The following is a 15,244-nucleotide window of genomic DNA, read 5'->3' as shown; positions in this document are numbered from 1 at the left end:
CTTCGGAGCCCGTCTCAGAAGCTCTCGTAGGACTGCCGGGGGCCGCGGCGGCCCCGCCACAGGAAGACCGCGGCGATCAGCAGGGCCACGCCCGCGCCGCCCGCCAGCGGAGCCGCCCAACTGGCCGTGTCGTCGCCCGATGCGGCGGTGTCCGGGCCCGAACCGAAGTACTTCTCGTCGTAGGCGGCGGGCCGCAGGCCCTGCGGCTCCAGCCGGTCGGCCGCCTTGAGCGCCGCCGCGGGGTCGATGAAGCCGAAGCCCCGGGAGTCGTCGCGGCCGCCCGCGGGGGCGTTGCGGGCCGTGTCCTCCAGGAGGCGCTTGATCTGGGCGGGCGTCAGGTCGGGGTGGGCGGCCTTGACGAGGGCCGCCGCGCCCGAGACGAACGCGGAGGCGGCGCTGGTGCCCCACCCCTCGTAGTACTTGTGGTCGGGGTCGGCGATGACCACGTCGTCACCGGGAGCGGCGACCGTGGCGTACCAGCGGCGGGTGGAGAAGGAGGCGCGGGTGCCGAACTTGTCGACGGCGGTCGCGGCGATGACGCCCGGGTAGGCGGCCGGGTAGGAGATGTGGTCGCCCTTCTCGCCGCCGTTGCCCGCCGAGGCGACGACGACGGAGCCCTTGCTGAGGGCGTACTGGACGGCGTCGTCCTCGCCGGCCTCGGGGTGCGCGGAGGCGGAGTCGTCGCCGAGGGAGAGGTTGATGACGTCGGCGCCGTGGTCGGCGGCCCAGCGGATGCCCTCGGCGAGGGCGTTGCCGCGGGTGTTGCGGGCCTTGGCGCGGGCCGGGTCACCGTCCTCCAGGATCACGCGGACGGGGAGGATCTTGGCCTCCGGGGCGATGCCCATGACCCCGTCGCCGTTGCCGACGCCGTGTCCGTGGCCGGCGATGATGCCGGCCATGGCGGTGCCGTGCCGGGCCCAGGAGCGGTCGCCCCGGGTGGCGCCGAAGCCGATCATGTCCTTGCCGGTGAGGACGTTGCCGACGAGGTCGGGGTGGTCGTTCTCGACGCCGGTGTCCAGGACGGCGACGGTGACGCCGGCGCCCTTGGTGGTCTGCCAGGCCTGCTGGGTGTGCATGGCGTCCAGGGCCCACTGCTTGGCGCGGATGCCGTCGGCGTGCGCGGCGGTGGGCGGGACGAGGGCGACGGAGGCGGCGAGGAGGACGCTCAGGAGGCCTGCCCTGCGGGTGGTGAGGCTCATGAGGACTGCTCCGGGGGCGAGGTGACCGTCTTGCGCAGGGCCCGTTCGACGCGGTCGGCCAGGCCCTGGGCCTCGTTGCCGAGGCCGGCCTGCGCGGCGGGGGTGGTGTCGCCGGACTCCATGGCCTTCTCGGCGGGCTCCGGGGTGTCGACCGTACGGCCGTCCGCCCAGCCGGAGACGGCGTAGGCGACGACCGGGGCGTCGGTGAGGACGGAGATCGTCCAGGAGGCCCGCTGCCCGGCGCCGAATCCGGCCGCGAGGGTGTTCTTCGCTGCGTACGGCAGGGGCATCAGGTCGGTGCGGGAGGTCAGGCCCTCCCGGGTGAAGCGGGTGTCGAGCTCGCGCATGGCGGTGGCGTCGGCATCGGTGAACAGGAGGCCGACGGTGGTGACGTAGCTCTGGGTGGCGTCCGCGTAGGTGGCGCGCAGGAGCCGTTCGCAGCCGACGGGGGCGAGGGCCTTGCGCAGCAGGGGGTCGAAGGCGTTCCGGCAGCCGCTGTCCGGGGCGACGGCGATCCGCGTCCAGGTGCGGTCGGCGCCGCCGGGCCCGGCGCCCTGGCCGTCCACGGTCGGCGGGAACAGCTGGTCGACGGGCACGCTGTGCCACAGCTCGCCGGCCTGGGTGAAGGTGTCGCCGCGGCCCTCGTCTCCGGAGCCGCCGATCAACCAACTCCCGGTCACGGCACCGCCGATGAGCCCGACCCCGAGCACGACGCACGCGGCCACGGCGGCGATCCGGGGAGGGATCCGCACTCCCCACGACCGCTCCTTGTAACCGACCTCGGGCTCGCCGAATGACACAACAGGCCGCCCGCTGCCGGGAGTTGCGTCCTGCTGGGGCAGGGCGGCGCTCCAGGAGAGAGCGGGGTCCGGAGCCGGGGGCACGCCCGTGACGCCCGGGACCGGCGCCTGACGTGTGGGGCGCGGCGGGAATCCGGGGCGGGCGGGCGCGGCGGGCCGAGCGCCGGAGCCGGGGCGGGCGTCGGGCATGGGCGGTACGGCGGTGCCGCCGGACTCCGCCCGGCCGTTCCCGGCGGACGGAACGGGCCGCATCCGGAAGGTCGTCTCCGAGACGGTCTCGGCGGGGGCGCCGGTGCGGCGCGGCGGAACGGTGGGCTGAGTCCTCGGCCGGGGCGGCACGGCCGCACCACCGGTGTCCGTCGCACGCGACGGGGCACCTGAAGCGGGCGGCATCGGGCCGGGGGCGGGCGTGCGGGGCTGCGTGGAGGTCCCGGCGGTGCCCGGCCCGTACGACTCCGGCGTCTGGCTCGCCGGGCGCGGCCGGGCACCCGGAGCCCGGTTCCCGGCGCTCGGGGCGGGCGGCATCGGGCCGGGGGCGGGCCTGCGAGGGGGCGTGGACGGCGACTCGGGCGCCGGTGGGGTGTCGGGGAAGCGGGCCGAGGCCGGGGGCGGCGGCGGGATGCTGCCGGGGTGGGGGGCTGCCGGGCCGGAAGGCTCCTGGCGCCGGGGGGCCTGGGCGCCGGGGCCGGTGCGGGGCTGTGCCGGTGCACCGGAGGGGTCCGCGGGCGTCGAGGGGGCCCGGCCGGAACCGTCCCCGTCGGTCCGGCGGGTGTCCGAGGTGCCGTAGGACTCATCGCGGGCCGGCGTCGCATCCGGGCCGGCGTGGTTCGTCGTGCGTATCGGCGGCGGCCCCGCCGCGGTTGCCCCCTGGGACGGCTCCTTGCCCGCGCCGGACTCCCGTCCCGCGCTCATGTCGCCGACCGAGCGGCCGGAGTCGGCGGACCCCCGCTGCGCGTTGCCCGGCACGTGGCCGTCCCTCTCTCGCGGTCCCTGCCAGTCGAACCCGCCGAACGTCGGCCGCGCCGCCGTCCCGGAGCCCCGTCGGTCCCGTTCGCCGAACGCCTGCCAGTCGGAGTCGTCGCTCGTCCGTCCGCCCGGCTCGACAACGGCTCGCTCGACCGACTCCTCGGACGACGGGGAGCCGGGCCCGCTCTCGCCGACCGCCGGCGGCTGGGCCGGTCGCGGCGGGGTCGCCGGGCGTGGAGGAATCGAGGCGCGGCGTGCTTCCGTGCTCATGCACCCCCCGTTTCCTCATGTCCGGGCCGTTCGGTCGTGCGCGGGCCCTCGCCGGAGTCGTCGGTGTGGAAGACCGCCGTCCGGGCACGCATACCCGCACGGAAGGGCCGGCATCCCGGCGCGGCGGCGACGGGCGGGCGAACAGCCCTGCGTGCGTGCGCGTCACTCTACGGGTTGTTCCTGGGCGAACGGGAACCAGTCCGCCAGGCCGGGGGCATCTGCCCGGAACGTCCCCCTACCCTGCGGTAATCCTGTCTGGCAGGCTTCGTTCATGACTGCACGCGCCGCCGACCGGGCCCGTTACGACCGGGCCACCGCCCATCTCGACGCCCCCGTCGCGATCGTGGACCTGGACGCCTTCGACTCCAACGCGGACGATCTCGTCCGCCGGGCGGCGGGCAAGCCCGTCCGCGTCGCCAGCAAGTCCGTGCGGTGCCGGGCCCTGCTCGAACGTGTGCTGGCGAAGGACGGCTTCGCGGGCATCATGTCGTTCACCCTCGCCGAGTCCCTGTGGCTGGCCCGGAGCGGTTTCGACGACATCCTGCTCGCCTACCCCTCCGCGGACCGCGCCGGGTACGCCGAGCTCGCCGCCGATCCCAAGCTCGCCGCAGCCGTGACGGTGATGGTCGACGACCCCGCCCAGCTCGCCTTCATCGACGGTGCCCGCGCGGGCGGCACCGAAGTGATCCGCGTCTGCCTGGAGTTGGACACCTCGCTCAAGCTCCTCGGCGGCCGGGTCCGGGTCGGTGCCCGGCGTTCGCCGCTGCACTCCCCCGCCCAGGTCGCCGACATGGCCCGCGCGGTGGCCCGGCGCCCCGGGTTCCAGGTCGTGGGGATCATGGCCTACGAGGGGCACATCGCCGGGGTCGGGGACTCGGTGGCCGGACGTCCGCTGCGTTCGCGGGCGGTACGGCTGATGCAGGCCACCGCCCGCAAGGAGTTGGCCGAACGGCGTGCCGCGGTGGTGCGCGCGGTGCGGGCCGTCGTACCGGACCTGGAGTTCGTCAACGGCGGCGGCACGGGCAGTGTGCAGCACACCGCCGCGGAGGACGCCGTCACCGAGATCGGCGCGGGTTCGGGGCTGTACGTGCCGAGGCTGTTCGACAACTACACGTCCTTCAGCGGGCGTCCGGCCGCCCTGTTCGCCATGCCCGTGGTGCGCAGGCCCGGGGTCGGCGTGGTGACCGTGCTCGGCGGCGGCTACCCGGCCTCCGGTGCGGCCGGACCCGACCGGCTGCCCGTGCCGTATCTGCCGGAAGGGCTGACGTACGACCCGCAGGAGGGGCCCGGCGAGGTGCAGACCCCGCTGCTCGGCGCCCCCGCCGACGACCTGCTGCTCGGCGACAAGGTGTGGTTCCGGCACGCCAAGGCCGGTGAGCTGTGCGAGCGGTTCGAGAAGCTGCACCTGATCGAGGGGGACGCGGTGACGGAGACCGTGCCGACGTACCGCGGGGAAGGCCACACGTTTCTCTAGGGCCTGTCGTTTGGATCAGGCCGGCCGTGAGGTGCGGTGCTTTTCTCGCGACGCCGGGCTGATCCAAACGACAGGCCCTAGGTCAGCGGTCCATGGGCAGGATCCCTCCGGTGATCCGGTCCATGTCGGCGAGCGGCGGCCCGTCCGGACCCGCGTCGAAGGCGAAGCGGACGACGACGGCGCCGGGGGGTCCGCCGCGGTCCGGGGTGAGGGCCGGCGACTGGACGTAACCACCGGTCCCCTGGGCCGTCTTCACACGCCAGCGCACCAGGTATCCGGCGCGGCCGGCGACGGCGACGCGCTCCGACCTGACGACCCGGTGGCTGCGGATGCCGCCGTAGGACGTGTCGGCGGCCTGCGGTACGTCCCTGCGGGCGAGGGCTGCCGGGGTGGTCCCGGGCCCGGCGGGCAGCGTGCGGGTGAAGACCCTGCCGCCGTCGGTGGTCATCACGACGTGGTCGGGGGTGACGTACGGGGAGGGGCCCCAGCCGTCCGGCAACGGCAGGCTGATGCCGTCGAGTTCGTCGTCCAGGCGGGACGGGGCGGGTGCCGGGCCCGGCGGGACGGTGGTGGGCGTCGGGCTCGCGACCGTCGGAGCCGTGTCCGCCACCACGTCGTCCCCGTCGCCCCGGGCGAGGGCGAGCGCCCCGCTGACGATCGCGGCGACGAGGACGGTCCCGCAGGCCGTGAGGGCGACGGCCCTGGCGCGCACCGCGGTCCGTCCGGCCGCTCGTGGCGGGCCGGGGGCCTCGGGGGCGCGCCGGTGGTCCGTCCAGGCGGTCCCGTCCCACCGGCGCTCCAGCAGCGGAGCGTCGGGGTCCGGGTACCGGCCGGGCGGGAGCGTCCTGCTCATTGAGGCACTGTAGGGCGAGACCTACATGGGTGTGACGTACGCCCCCGAGATGCCGCCGTCCACGAGGAAGTCACTGGCGTTGACGAAGGAGGAGTCGTCGCTGGCCAGGAAGGCCACGGCGGCGGCGATCTCCTCGGCCTCGGCGAACCGGCCGACCGGAATGTGCACCAGGCGCCGCGCGGCCCGCTCGGGGTCCTTGGCGAACAGCTCCTGCAGCAGCGGGGTGTTGACCGGGCCCGGGCACAGGGCGTTCACGCGGATGCCCTCGCGCGCGAACTGCACGCCCAGTTCACGGGACATGGCGAGCACGCCGCCCTTGGAGGCGGTGTACGAGATCTGGGAGGTGGCCGCGCCCATCCGCGCCACGAAGGACGCGGTGTTGATGATGGACCCCTTGCCCTGCCGCCGCATGTAGGGGATCGCGGCCTTGCAGCACAGGTACACGGAGGTCAGGTTGACCTCCTGGACCCGCTTCCAGGCCTCAAGGCCCGTCTCCAGGATGGAGTCGTCGTCGGGCGGCGAGATGCCCGCGTTGTTGAAGGCGACGTCGACGCTGCCGTAGGTGTCGTACGCCGCCTTGAACAGCGCCTCGACCTGCTCCGGGTCGGTGACGTCGACCTTGACGAAGAGCCCGCCGACCTCGTCGGCGGCGGCCTTGCCGCGGACCTCGTCGACGTCGGCGCAGACGACGTGGGCGCCCTCGGAGGCGAGCCGGCGGGCGGTGGCGAGACCGATGCCGCTGCCGGCTCCGGTGATGACGGCCGTCCGGCCGACGAGGCGACGGCACACAATCTGATCGGTCACTGGGCGGGGCCTTCCGTGCTGATGAAGACGTTCTTGGTTTCGGTGAAGGCGGTCAGGGCGTCCGGGCCGAGCTCCCGGCCGAGTCCGGACTGCTTGTAGCCGCCGAAGGGGGTCCAGTAGCGGACGCTGGAGTGCGAGTTGACGGACAGGTTGCCCGCCTTGACGGCCCGGGACAGGCGCAGGGCGCGGCCGATGTCGCGGGTCCACAGGGAGCCGGAGAGGCCGTAGGGGGTGTCGTTGGCGAGCCGGATCGCGTCCTGCTCGTCGGTGAAGGGCAGCAGGACGGCGACCGGGCCGAAGATCTCCTCGCGGGCGGCCTCGGAGTCGGGCGCCTCGCCGGTGAGGACGGTCGGCGCGAACCAGAAGCCGGGCCCGTCGGGCGCGCCGCCGCGCAGACCGGGCGCGTCCGCGGGCACCAACCGCCGTACCCTGTCCAGTTGCTGACGGGAGATCAGCGGGCCCATCTGGGTCTTCTCGTCGGCCGGGTCGCCCACCACCACGGAGGCGACGGCGTCGGCGAGCAGTTCCCGGACCTCTTCGTAGACCGACTCCTGGACCAGGATCCGGGTGCGGGCGCAGCAGTCCTGGCCGGAGTTGTCGAGGAAGGAGAAGGGGTCGACGGCCGTCTTCAGGTCCGCGTCCGCGAAGACGATGTTGGGGCTCTTGCCGCCCAGTTCGAGGGTGACCGGCTTGACCTGGCGGGCGCAGCGCTCCATGACGTCACGGCCGGTGCGGGTGGAGCCGGTGAAGACGATCTTCGCGACCTCGGGGTGTTCCACGAGTGCGGTGCCCGCGACCGGGCCGTGGCCGGGCAGCACCTGGAACAGGCCCTCCGGCAGCCCTGCCTCCAGGGCGAGTTCGGCGAGCCGCAGGGCGGTGAGCGGGGTGGTCTCGGCGGGCTTGAGGACGACGGCGTTGCCGGCGGCCAGCGCGGGCGCCGCGCCCCAGGCGGCGATCGGCATGGGGAAGTTCCAGGGCGCGATGACGCCGACCACCCCGAGGGGTTCGAGGAGGGTGATGTCGAGGCCGCCGGGGACCGGGATCTGGCGGCCGTTGAGCCGCTCCACCCCGCCTGCCGCATAGGCGAGCAGGTCACGGACGTTGCCCGCCTCCCAGCGGGCGTTGCCGAGGAGGTGACCGGCTTCCCGGACCTCCAGCCGGGCCAGTTCCTCGACATGCCGGTCGACCACGTCGGCGAACCGGCGCAGCAGCCGCGCCCGGTCGGCGGGGGCGACGGCCGCCCAGCGGGCCTGCGCCTTCGACGCGCGGGCGACCGCCGCGTCCACGTCGGCCGCGGTGGCGGCGGGGACGGTGGCGACGACCTCCTCGGTGGCCGGGTTGAGGACGGTCAGTTCATGCTCGTACGACAACGAAGTACCTCTCACAGACGTCGACATCACAGACGTTCGAAGGAGCGGCGCAGCTCCCAGTCGGTGACCGCCGCGTCGAAGGCCTGGAGCTCGACGCGGGCCATGTTGCGGTAGTGCGCGACGACCTCGTCGCCGAAGGCGGCCTGGGCGATCGGGCTGTTCTCCCAGAGTTCGGCGGCCTCTCGCAGGGTGGTGGGGACCTGTGCGTACTCGGCGGTGTAGGCGTTGCCGGTGCAGGCCTCGGGCAGCTCCAGCTTCTGCTCGATGCCGTACAGCCCGGCCGCGACCAGTCCGGCGACCGCGAGGTGCGGGTTGACGTCACCGCCGGGCAGCCGGTTCTCGAAGCGCAGGGAGCGGCCGTGGCCCACGACCCGCAGGGCGCAGGTGCGGTTGTCGTGGCCCCAGGCGACCGCCGTGGGGGCGAAGGAGCCGGGCTGGAACCGCTTGTAGGAGTTGATGTTGGGGGCGTAGAGGAGCGAGAAGTCCCGGAGGGCCGCGAGCTGCCCGGCGAGGAAGTGCCGCATCACGTCCGACATCCCGTCGGGGCCGGCCATCGCGTTGCCGCCGTCGGCGTCGGCGAGCGAGAGGTGGATGTGGCAGGAGTTGCCCTCGCGCTCGTCGTACTTGGCCATGAAGGTGAGCGACACGCCTTCCTGCGCGGCGATCTCCTTGGCGCCGGTCTTGTAGATCGCGTGCTGGTCGCAGGTGGTCAGGGCCTCGTCGTACTTGAACACGATCTCGTGCTGGCCGGGGTTGCACTCCCCCTTGGCGGACTCGACGGTGAGACCGGCGGCCGTCATGTCGTTGCGGATCCGGCGCAGCAGCGGCTCGATACGGCCGGTCCCCAGCACCGAGTAGTCGATGTTGTACTGGTTCGCCGGGGTCAGCCCCCGGTACCGGGCGTCCCAGGCCTGCTCGTAGGTGTCCTTGAAGACGATGAACTCCAGCTCGGTGCCGACCTGGGCGCGGTAGCCGAGTTCGGCGAGCCGCTCCAGCTGGCGGCGCAGGATCTGGCGGGGCGCGGCGACGACCGGCGAGCCGTCGTTCCAGGCGAGGTCGGCGATCAGCATGGCCGTGCCGGCGTTCCAGGGCACGCGGCGCAGGGTGCCGAGGTCCGGGTGCATGGCGAAGTCGCCGTAGCCGCGGTCCCACGACGACATCGCGTAGCCGTCGACGGTGTTCATCTCGGTGTCGACGGCGAGGAGGTAGTTGCAGCCCTCGGTGCCGTGGTGGAGTACCTCGTCGAGGAAGAAGCGGGCGGCGAACCTCTTGCCCTGGAGCCGCCCTTGCATGTCGGGGAAGGCCAGGACGACAGTGTCGATCTCGCCGCTCGCGACGAGGGCGTGCAGCTCCTCGACGCTGAGCGGGGGTGTGCGGTCTGCCACGGGAGAGCTCCTTCGGCTGCTGCGCGTTTTTCCGACCGGGCCGGGAGCCATAAGGTATTGCTCTGAACCATTGCTTGGGAAGGGGGCTCGGCCATATGTCGGTGGACGCTGACGGCGGCCCGGACGACCGGTTGACTCCGGTGCTGCGGCCGGTCAGGGCGGGCAACGGCTTCGAGGAGGCGCTGGAGCAGATCCTGCAGGTGGTGCGGCTCGGGCTGGTGCCGGGGGGCGAGCGGCTGCCAGCCGAGCGGGAGCTCGCGGAGCGGCTCGGGATCAGCCGGGTGACCCTGCGCGAGGTGCTGAAGGTGCTCCAGGACCAGGGGCTGGTGGAGTCGCGGCGCGGGCGGTACGGAGGGACGTTCGTGCTGCCCCGCACGCCGGACGCGGTGGGCGAGGAGGAGCTGCGGCGCCGGATCGCCGAGACGGACATCGAGGACGTGCTGCGCTTCCGGGAGGTCCTGGAGGTGGGCGCGGCGGGCCTGTGCGCGGCGCACGGCCTCACCGACGAGCAGGCGCAGCGGCTGCGCGCGGCGCTGGCGGCCACCCAGGAGGCACCGCTCGGGGACTACCGACGCCTGGACACCCTGCTGCACCTGACGATCGCCGAGCTGTGCGGCTCGCCGACCCTGACCGCGCAGTACGCGGCCGTACGGGCCTCGGTGAACGATCTGCTGGACTGCATCCCGCTCCTGGTCCGCAACCTGGAGCACTCGCAGCGCCAGCACGCGGCGCTGGTCGAGGCGGTCCTCGACGGGGACGCGGACGGGGCGCGGGAGATGATGCGGGAGCACTGCGCGGGGACGGCGGCCCTGCTGCGGGGATTCCTGGCGTGACCTTGCCGTGGGACGGCCTCTGGGGCAAAGGTATGCCTGTGGGCCATTGCAAGCCTGGGAGGGCCGAGTGACGACCGTACGACCGCTGATCGGCGTCAGCACGTATCTGGAGGCCGGGGCCCGCTGGGGCGTCTGGGAGCTGGAGGCGGCGCTGCTGCCGGCCGGCTATCCGCGTCTGGTGCAGCGGGCCGGAGGGCTGGCCGCGATGCTCCCGCCGGACGCCCCGGAGCACGCGGCGGCGACGGTGGCCCGCCTGGACGGCCTGGTGATCGCGGGCGGCCCGGACGTGGAGCCGGTCCGCTACGGCGCCACCCCCGACCCGCGCACCGGCCCACCCGCGCGCGCCCGGGACGCCTGGGAACTGGCCCTGATCAAGGCGGCGCTGACGGCCGGTCTCCCGCTGCTGGGCATCTGCCGGGGCATGCAGCTCCTGAACGTGGCCCTGGGCGGCACCCTCGTCCAGCACGTCGACGGCCACGCGCAGACCATCGGTGTCTTCGGCCACCACCCGGTCAAGCCCGTACCGGGCACGGTGTACGGCGACCTCGTCCCGGAGGAGACCTCCGTACCGGCCTACCACCACCAGGCGGTGGACCGCCTCGGGGCGGGCCTGCTGGCGTCGGCGCACGCGGCGGACGGCACCGTGGAGGCGGTCGAACTCCCCGGCCCGCAGTGGGTGGTGGGGGTGCAGTGGCATCCGGAGATGGGCGAGGACCTGCGGGTGACGCAGGCTCTCGTCAGAGCCGCAGCCGGCGCCTGAGCCAGGCCAGGGCCGCGTCGCCCTGAGCCCGTTGGAAGGCCCGGACGGTGGGGATGCCCGGCGGCGGGGGCAGCAGGCAGTGGTGGAGGAAGTAGCCGGTCAGGGCGGCGAGGGCGGTGGTGACGGCGTCGGGGTCGGCGCCCGCGCCCAGCGGATGCGCCGTGAACAGTTCCTCCGGGTCCGGGCCGCCCTGGGCGCGGACGCACGGCAGCATCACCAGCAGGTCGAACCAGACGGTGGCGCGCAGGGCGTGCGGCCAGTCGACGAAGACGGTACGGCCGTCGTCGGTCAGCAGGATGTTGTCGGCCCGCAGGTCGCCGTGGGCGAGGGTGTCACCGCTGATGGCCTCGGGCCAGGGGGCGGCGAGCTCCGCGAGGCGGGGCAGGTGGGTGGCGGCCCAGGGGTCGAGTCCTGCCGTGAGGTCACCGCGGCCGAGGAGTTCCCGCCAGCCGCTGAAGGTGCCGCCCAGGGCCGTGGCGGCGGGCGGTACGTCGAGCGGGGACGGGGTGAGTGTGCGGCCCAGCTCCGCCACCGCGTCCAGGACGCGCTCCAACTCGGCCTTCTGCCACGGCACATGGGGCTGGCGGCCGGGGACGTCCTGGTAGACGAGAGCCACCCAGGTGCCGTCGTCGTAGGTGTCGAGGAGGCGGGGCGCCGGTACGGCGGCCGGAAGCGCGGCGGCGTTGCGGGCCTCGGCGCGGTGCAGCTGCGGGCTGTAGGGGTTGGTGTCGGCGCTGACCGCCTTGACGAAGGCGCGGCGGCCGGTGGCGGTACGGACCCGGGTGGCGACGCCCGGGGAGAAACCGCCGGATTGCGTGGTGGCGTGGACCACGGGCTCGCCGAGCACGTCCGCGACGGCGTCGCGCACGGTCTCGGGGAGGTCCTCCCAGGGGGTGCGGACACCGGCGGCGGGCGGGGCGGTGGCGGTCATGCCGTTCATGGTGCGGGTCCGCCGTGCCGCCTGGCCAAGGGTTTTCGCCCGGGACGGGAAACACCTAGTCCCGGGTCAGCGACAACAGGTCCCGTGCCGGGCCCACCGGCCGGTGGCCCGTGGGCCACACCGCACGCAGGTCCCGGGCCAGTGACACCCCGGCCACCGGCACCCGCACCAGCCGGCGCAGCGCGAGTTCCTCGCCCACGGCCAGTTCGCTCAGGACCGCCGGGCCCGCCCCGCTGACCGCCGCCGCCTTCACCGCCGTGGTGGACGAGAGCTCGATCAGGGGGCGGGCCAGGCCGCCCAGAGCCGCGTCCAGGACCTGGCGGGTGCCCGAGCCCTTCTCCCGGAGGATCAGCGGCGTCGCGGCCAGCTCGGCGGCTTCCAGGGGGCGTCGGCGGCGGGCCCAGACATGGCCCGGGGCCGTCACCACGATCAGGTGGTCGTGGGCTATCACCACCGAGTCCAGGCCCGAGGGGACCGTCAGGCCCTCCACGAAACCCAGGTCCGCCTCGTCCGACAGCAGCCGCTCCGCGACCGTCGCCGAGTTCCCCGCGTGCAGCGACACCGCCGTGTCCGGACGCCCCGCGCGCAGGGCCAGGAGCCAGCCCGGCAGCAGGTACTCCGCGATCGTCATGCTCGCCACCACCCGCAGCCGGGAGTCCCGGCGGACCCGCAGCGCCTGCGCCCCGGCGTCGAAGGCCTCGGCCGCCTCCACGATCCGCCGCGCCCAGTCCGTGACCAGCGCCCCGGCGTCCGTGAGCCGGGAGCCGCGGGGTGAGCGGTCGACCAGGGCCACCCCCAACTGCCGCTCCATGGAGCGGATCCGGCTGCTCGCCGCCGGCTGGGTGATGCCCAGCTCCCGCGCCGCCCCGCCCAGGCTCCCCAGCCGGGCCACGGCCAGCAGCAGTTCCAGCCCGCCCAGATCCGGCACCCGGTGGGACAGTCCCCCGCCCACCGCCGTCTCCCGCTCCTCCACACCGCTCATAAAGACAGCTTATGCCCTCATAGAGCCATACTCCCTGGTAGCGGCTCTTCCCGAACGGCACCGTGGAGACATGGTCACCGCCGTCCGTCACCTCGGGCCCAACTGGTACGCCTGCGTCATGGGCACCGCGATCGTCGCCACCGCCGGCGTCGCGCTCCCCGTGCACCTCCCCGGCCTGCGCACGATCTGCGCCGCCGTGTGGCTGCTGTCCCTGGCCCTGCTGCTCGTCCTCCTCGCTGCCCGCGCCCTGCACTGGCGCCACCACGCCGACCAGGCCCGCGCCCACCTCCTGGACCCCGGCGCGGCCCCCTTCTACGGCTGCCTCGCCATGGCCCTGCTGGCCGTGGGCGGCGGTGCCCTCACCGTCGGCCGGGACTGGATCGGGACGACGGCCGCGGTCGCTGTCGACGCCGTGCTGTTCACCGCCGGCACGGCCGTGGGACTCGCGGCCGCCGTCGCCGTGCCGTACCTCATGGCCGTACGGCAGCGGGCCGAGCCGCGGCAGGCCACACCCGTGTGGCTGCTCCCCCTCGTCGCGCCCATGGTGTCCGCCGCCCTCGGGCCGCTCCTCGTGCCGTATCTCCCCGCAGGTCAGCCGCGCGAGACCCTGCTCCTCGGCTGCTTCGCGCTGTTCGGGCTCAGCCTCCTCGCGACCCTGGTCATGCTGCCGCTGGTCTTCGCCCGGATCGTCACCGGCGGACCGCTCCCCCTCGCCCTCACCCCAACCCTCTTCCTGGTGCTCGGCCCGCTCGGCCAGTCCACCACCGCGGTCGGCAAGTTCGCGGACGTGGCCCCTGGTGTCGTACCGGCGCCCTACAGTGAGGGCTTCGGCGTCCTCGCGGTCCTGTACGGGGTTCCCGTCATGGGGTTCGCGCTGCTGTGGCTGGGGCTCGCCACCGCGCACACGGTCCGGGCCCGTCGGCACGGGATGCGGTTCTCGATGACCTGGTGGGCGTTCACCTTCCCCGTCGGCACCTGTGTCACGGGCGCCGAGGCGCTGGCCCGGCACACCGGGCTCGTGGTCTACGACGGGCTCGCCACCGGGCTGTACGCCGTGCTCGTCGCCGCCTGGGCCACGGCCGCCGTGCAGACCGCGCGCGGGCTCGTCAGCGGAGCGCTGCTCGCAGGGCCTCGCCCAGTGCCCGTGGCGCTTCGGCCAGTGACGGCCCGTACCACGTCAGGTACCGTCCGCTGACGAGCGCGCAGGGCAGACCGGGGAAAGCCTCCGGGCCGTCGTCGGGGGTGAAGCGGTACGGCTCGTCCGGGAGGACGACCAGGTCCGGGGCAGCCGCCCGCAGCTCCTCCAGCGGGATGCGCGGATAACGGTCCTCGTGGGTGACGTACAGGTGGTCCACGCCCAGGCGGGACAGGACATCACCCGCGAAGGTGTCCCGGCCCAGCACCATCCAGGGGCGCCGCCAGATCGGCACGACCGCCGTCGTACGGCGCGACGGGGGTGCGAGCGCCGCCCACGCCTCCTCGGCCTCGTCCAGCCAGCGCGGCCGGAGGACACCGCACGCCTCGACGACCCGGGCCAGCTCACGGAAGGCCTGCGGGACGTCCCGGACCTCGGTGACCAGGACCTGAAGGCCCGCCTCGCGCAGGGCTTCCAGATCCGGCGGGCGGTTCTCCTCCTCGTTGGCGATCACCAGGTCGGGGGCGAGGGCGACGATCCGGTCGAGGCCGGGGTTCTTGGTGCCGCCGATCCGCTCGACGTCCAGGTCCGCGGGGTGGGTGCACCAGTCGGTGGCGCCGACCAGGGCGCCGGGTGCCGAGCGGGCGATCGCCTCGGTCAGCGAGGGGACCAGGGAGACGACCCTCACTGCCGGGGCCGGTCCTGGACCGCCTCGATGTGTTCGGCCACGGCGACGACGACCACGCGGGTGTCCGCCACGGTCGCCCGCCAGCGGTGCCGCACCCCGCCGGTCAGGTACAGGGTGTCGCCGCGGCCCAGCCGGTAGGCGCGCCCCTCGGCCTCGACGTCCACCGCGCCGTCGGCCACGTACATCAACTGGTCGTTGCGGTACTGGAATTCACGGCCCGCGTCATGGTCACCGGTGAACTCCTGGGCATGCATCTGGTGGTGGCCGCGCACCAGGGAGCGCATCCGCGGCTCGCAGCCCGGCTCCGGGCCCTCGGCGTGCACGACGTCGACACTGCACGCCGGGTCGGCGGCGGCGAGGAGTTCCACAGCGGTGGTGCGCAGGGCGTCGGCGACCTTCTCCAGGGAGCTGCGGCTGGGGCGGGCGCGTTCGTTCTCGATCTGGCTCAGGAAGGGGACCGAGAGGCCGCTGCGCTCGGCGACGACGGCGAGGGTGAGTTCCAGCACGCGGCGCCTGCGGCGCACGGCCGCGCCGACCCGAAGGGGCTGTTCTTTGTGGTCGCCCATGGCTCCGGCTCCCTCCTCCGCTCGTCGGTCCTGTGACCCGTCCCCTGATGAGTTGTCTGCACCCTACGCATGTTCGGCAAACCGTTTCACGCGGCCGTCACATCGATGCCGTACGGCGTGCGACCGTACCTCACACTTCGCGCCAGCCGAACGGCCCCCTGGAGAGTGCCAGGGGGCCGGGTTTCGGTCACCCGTCCGGCGCGAGCCGCCCAAGTCCCC

Annotated in this window: 14 protein-coding genes; 4 read left to right on the top strand and 10 right to left on the bottom strand. The window is 74.2% G+C overall.

The window, feature by feature from the left end; genetic code table 11:
- Positions 1–14 precede the first annotated feature (14 nt).
- Positions 15–1,199: a type VII secretion-associated serine protease mycosin gene (mycP, locus tag AQI94_RS35520; RefSeq protein WP_031060598.1), complete on the bottom strand. Its 1,185-nt coding sequence runs from the start codon at positions 1,197–1,199 to the stop codon at positions 15–17.
- Complete coding sequence (locus AQI94_RS46680; RefSeq protein WP_031060596.1) at positions 1,196–1,999, bottom strand: hypothetical protein; 804 nt, start codon at positions 1,997–1,999, stop codon at positions 1,196–1,198. Before AQI94_RS46680 ends, mycP begins: the two co-directional genes overlap by 4 nt.
- A gap of 1,507 nt (positions 2,000–3,506) precedes the next feature.
- On the opposite strand from AQI94_RS46680, the gene AQI94_RS35505 reads away from it, so the two are divergent.
- On the top strand, positions 3,507–4,709 hold the full coding sequence (locus tag AQI94_RS35505; protein WP_031053509.1) for an amino acid deaminase/aldolase: 1,203 nt from the start codon (positions 3,507–3,509) through the stop codon (positions 4,707–4,709).
- Positions 4,710–4,791: 82 nt separating this feature from the next.
- Here the strand turns inward: AQI94_RS35505 and AQI94_RS35500 are convergent, their stop codons facing one another.
- The 4 genes from AQI94_RS35500 to AQI94_RS35485 are packed head-to-tail and all read right to left on the bottom strand — an operon-like array spanning position 4,792 to position 9,121.
- Positions 4,792–5,562: a DUF2510 domain-containing protein gene (locus tag AQI94_RS35500; RefSeq protein ID WP_062230119.1), complete on the bottom strand. Its 771-nt coding sequence runs from the start codon at positions 5,560–5,562 to the stop codon at positions 4,792–4,794.
- Between the two features lie 21 nt (positions 5,563–5,583).
- Positions 5,584–6,366 carry a 3-oxoacyl-ACP reductase gene (locus AQI94_RS35495; RefSeq protein WP_031040636.1) on the bottom strand — a complete coding sequence of 261 codons (783 nt, stop codon included), beginning with the start codon at positions 6,364–6,366 and terminating at the stop codon, positions 5,584–5,586.
- Positions 6,363–7,736, bottom strand: a complete 1,374-nt coding sequence (locus tag AQI94_RS35490) for an aldehyde dehydrogenase family protein (RefSeq protein ID WP_031040633.1) — start codon at positions 7,734–7,736, stop codon at positions 6,363–6,365. Before AQI94_RS35490 ends, AQI94_RS35495 begins: the two co-directional genes overlap by 4 nt.
- A gap of 26 nt (positions 7,737–7,762) precedes the next feature.
- Positions 7,763–9,121, bottom strand: a complete 1,359-nt coding sequence (locus tag AQI94_RS35485; RefSeq protein ID WP_031040631.1) for a glutamine synthetase family protein — start codon at positions 9,119–9,121, stop codon at positions 7,763–7,765.
- A gap of 95 nt (positions 9,122–9,216) precedes the next feature.
- Here AQI94_RS35485 and AQI94_RS35480 point away from each other — a divergent pair, with 95 nt between their 5' ends.
- Both AQI94_RS35480 and AQI94_RS35475 read left to right on the top strand, forming a co-directional pair.
- Positions 9,217–9,954, top strand: coding sequence for a FadR/GntR family transcriptional regulator (locus tag AQI94_RS35480; RefSeq protein ID WP_031040627.1), 738 nt, complete (start codon positions 9,217–9,219; stop codon positions 9,952–9,954).
- Positions 9,955–10,021: 67 nt separating this feature from the next.
- On the top strand, positions 10,022–10,714 hold the full coding sequence (locus AQI94_RS35475) for a gamma-glutamyl-gamma-aminobutyrate hydrolase family protein (RefSeq protein WP_037941693.1): 693 nt from the start codon (positions 10,022–10,024) through the stop codon (positions 10,712–10,714).
- On the opposite strand, the gene AQI94_RS35470 is transcribed toward AQI94_RS35475, so the two are convergent.
- Together AQI94_RS35470 and AQI94_RS35465 are read right to left on the bottom strand one after the other, a co-directional pair.
- The gene (locus AQI94_RS35470) at positions 10,692–11,645 is read right to left on the bottom strand and encodes an aminoglycoside phosphotransferase family protein (RefSeq protein ID WP_031040621.1); all 954 of its coding nucleotides are present in this window, start codon (positions 11,643–11,645) and stop codon (positions 10,692–10,694) included. The two genes, AQI94_RS35475 and AQI94_RS35470, sit on opposite strands and share 23 nt — an antisense overlap.
- Before the next feature lie 64 nt (positions 11,646–11,709).
- A complete protein-coding gene (locus AQI94_RS35465; protein ID WP_031040620.1) occupies positions 11,710–12,636 on the bottom strand; it encodes a LysR family transcriptional regulator in 927 nt (308 codons plus the stop codon).
- A 70-nt stretch (positions 12,637–12,706) separates the two neighbouring features.
- Here AQI94_RS35465 and AQI94_RS35460 point away from each other — a divergent pair, with 70 nt between their 5' ends.
- Positions 12,707–13,831, top strand: a complete 1,125-nt coding sequence (locus AQI94_RS35460) for a TDT family transporter (protein ID WP_031040617.1) — start codon at positions 12,707–12,709, stop codon at positions 13,829–13,831.
- On the opposite strand, the gene AQI94_RS35455 is transcribed toward AQI94_RS35460, so the two are convergent.
- On the bottom strand, positions 13,743–14,459 hold the full coding sequence (locus AQI94_RS35455) for a helical backbone metal receptor (RefSeq protein ID WP_031040616.1): 717 nt from the start codon (positions 14,457–14,459) through the stop codon (positions 13,743–13,745). The two genes, AQI94_RS35460 and AQI94_RS35455, sit on opposite strands and share 89 nt — an antisense overlap.
- On the bottom strand, positions 14,456–15,025 hold the full coding sequence (locus tag AQI94_RS35450; protein ID WP_031040613.1) for a helix-turn-helix domain-containing protein: 570 nt from the start codon (positions 15,023–15,025) through the stop codon (positions 14,456–14,458). The genes AQI94_RS35455 and AQI94_RS35450 overlap by 4 nt, the downstream gene beginning before the upstream one ends.
- Positions 15,026–15,244: the final 219 nt, after the last annotated feature.

The organism is Streptomyces pseudovenezuelae (assembly GCF_001513955.1).
Taxonomy (GTDB): domain Bacteria; phylum Actinomycetota; class Actinomycetes; order Streptomycetales; family Streptomycetaceae; genus Streptomyces; species Streptomyces pseudovenezuelae.
The sequence above is the reverse complement of the archived record's forward strand: the minus strand, read 5'-3'. Positions and strand labels throughout refer to the sequence as shown.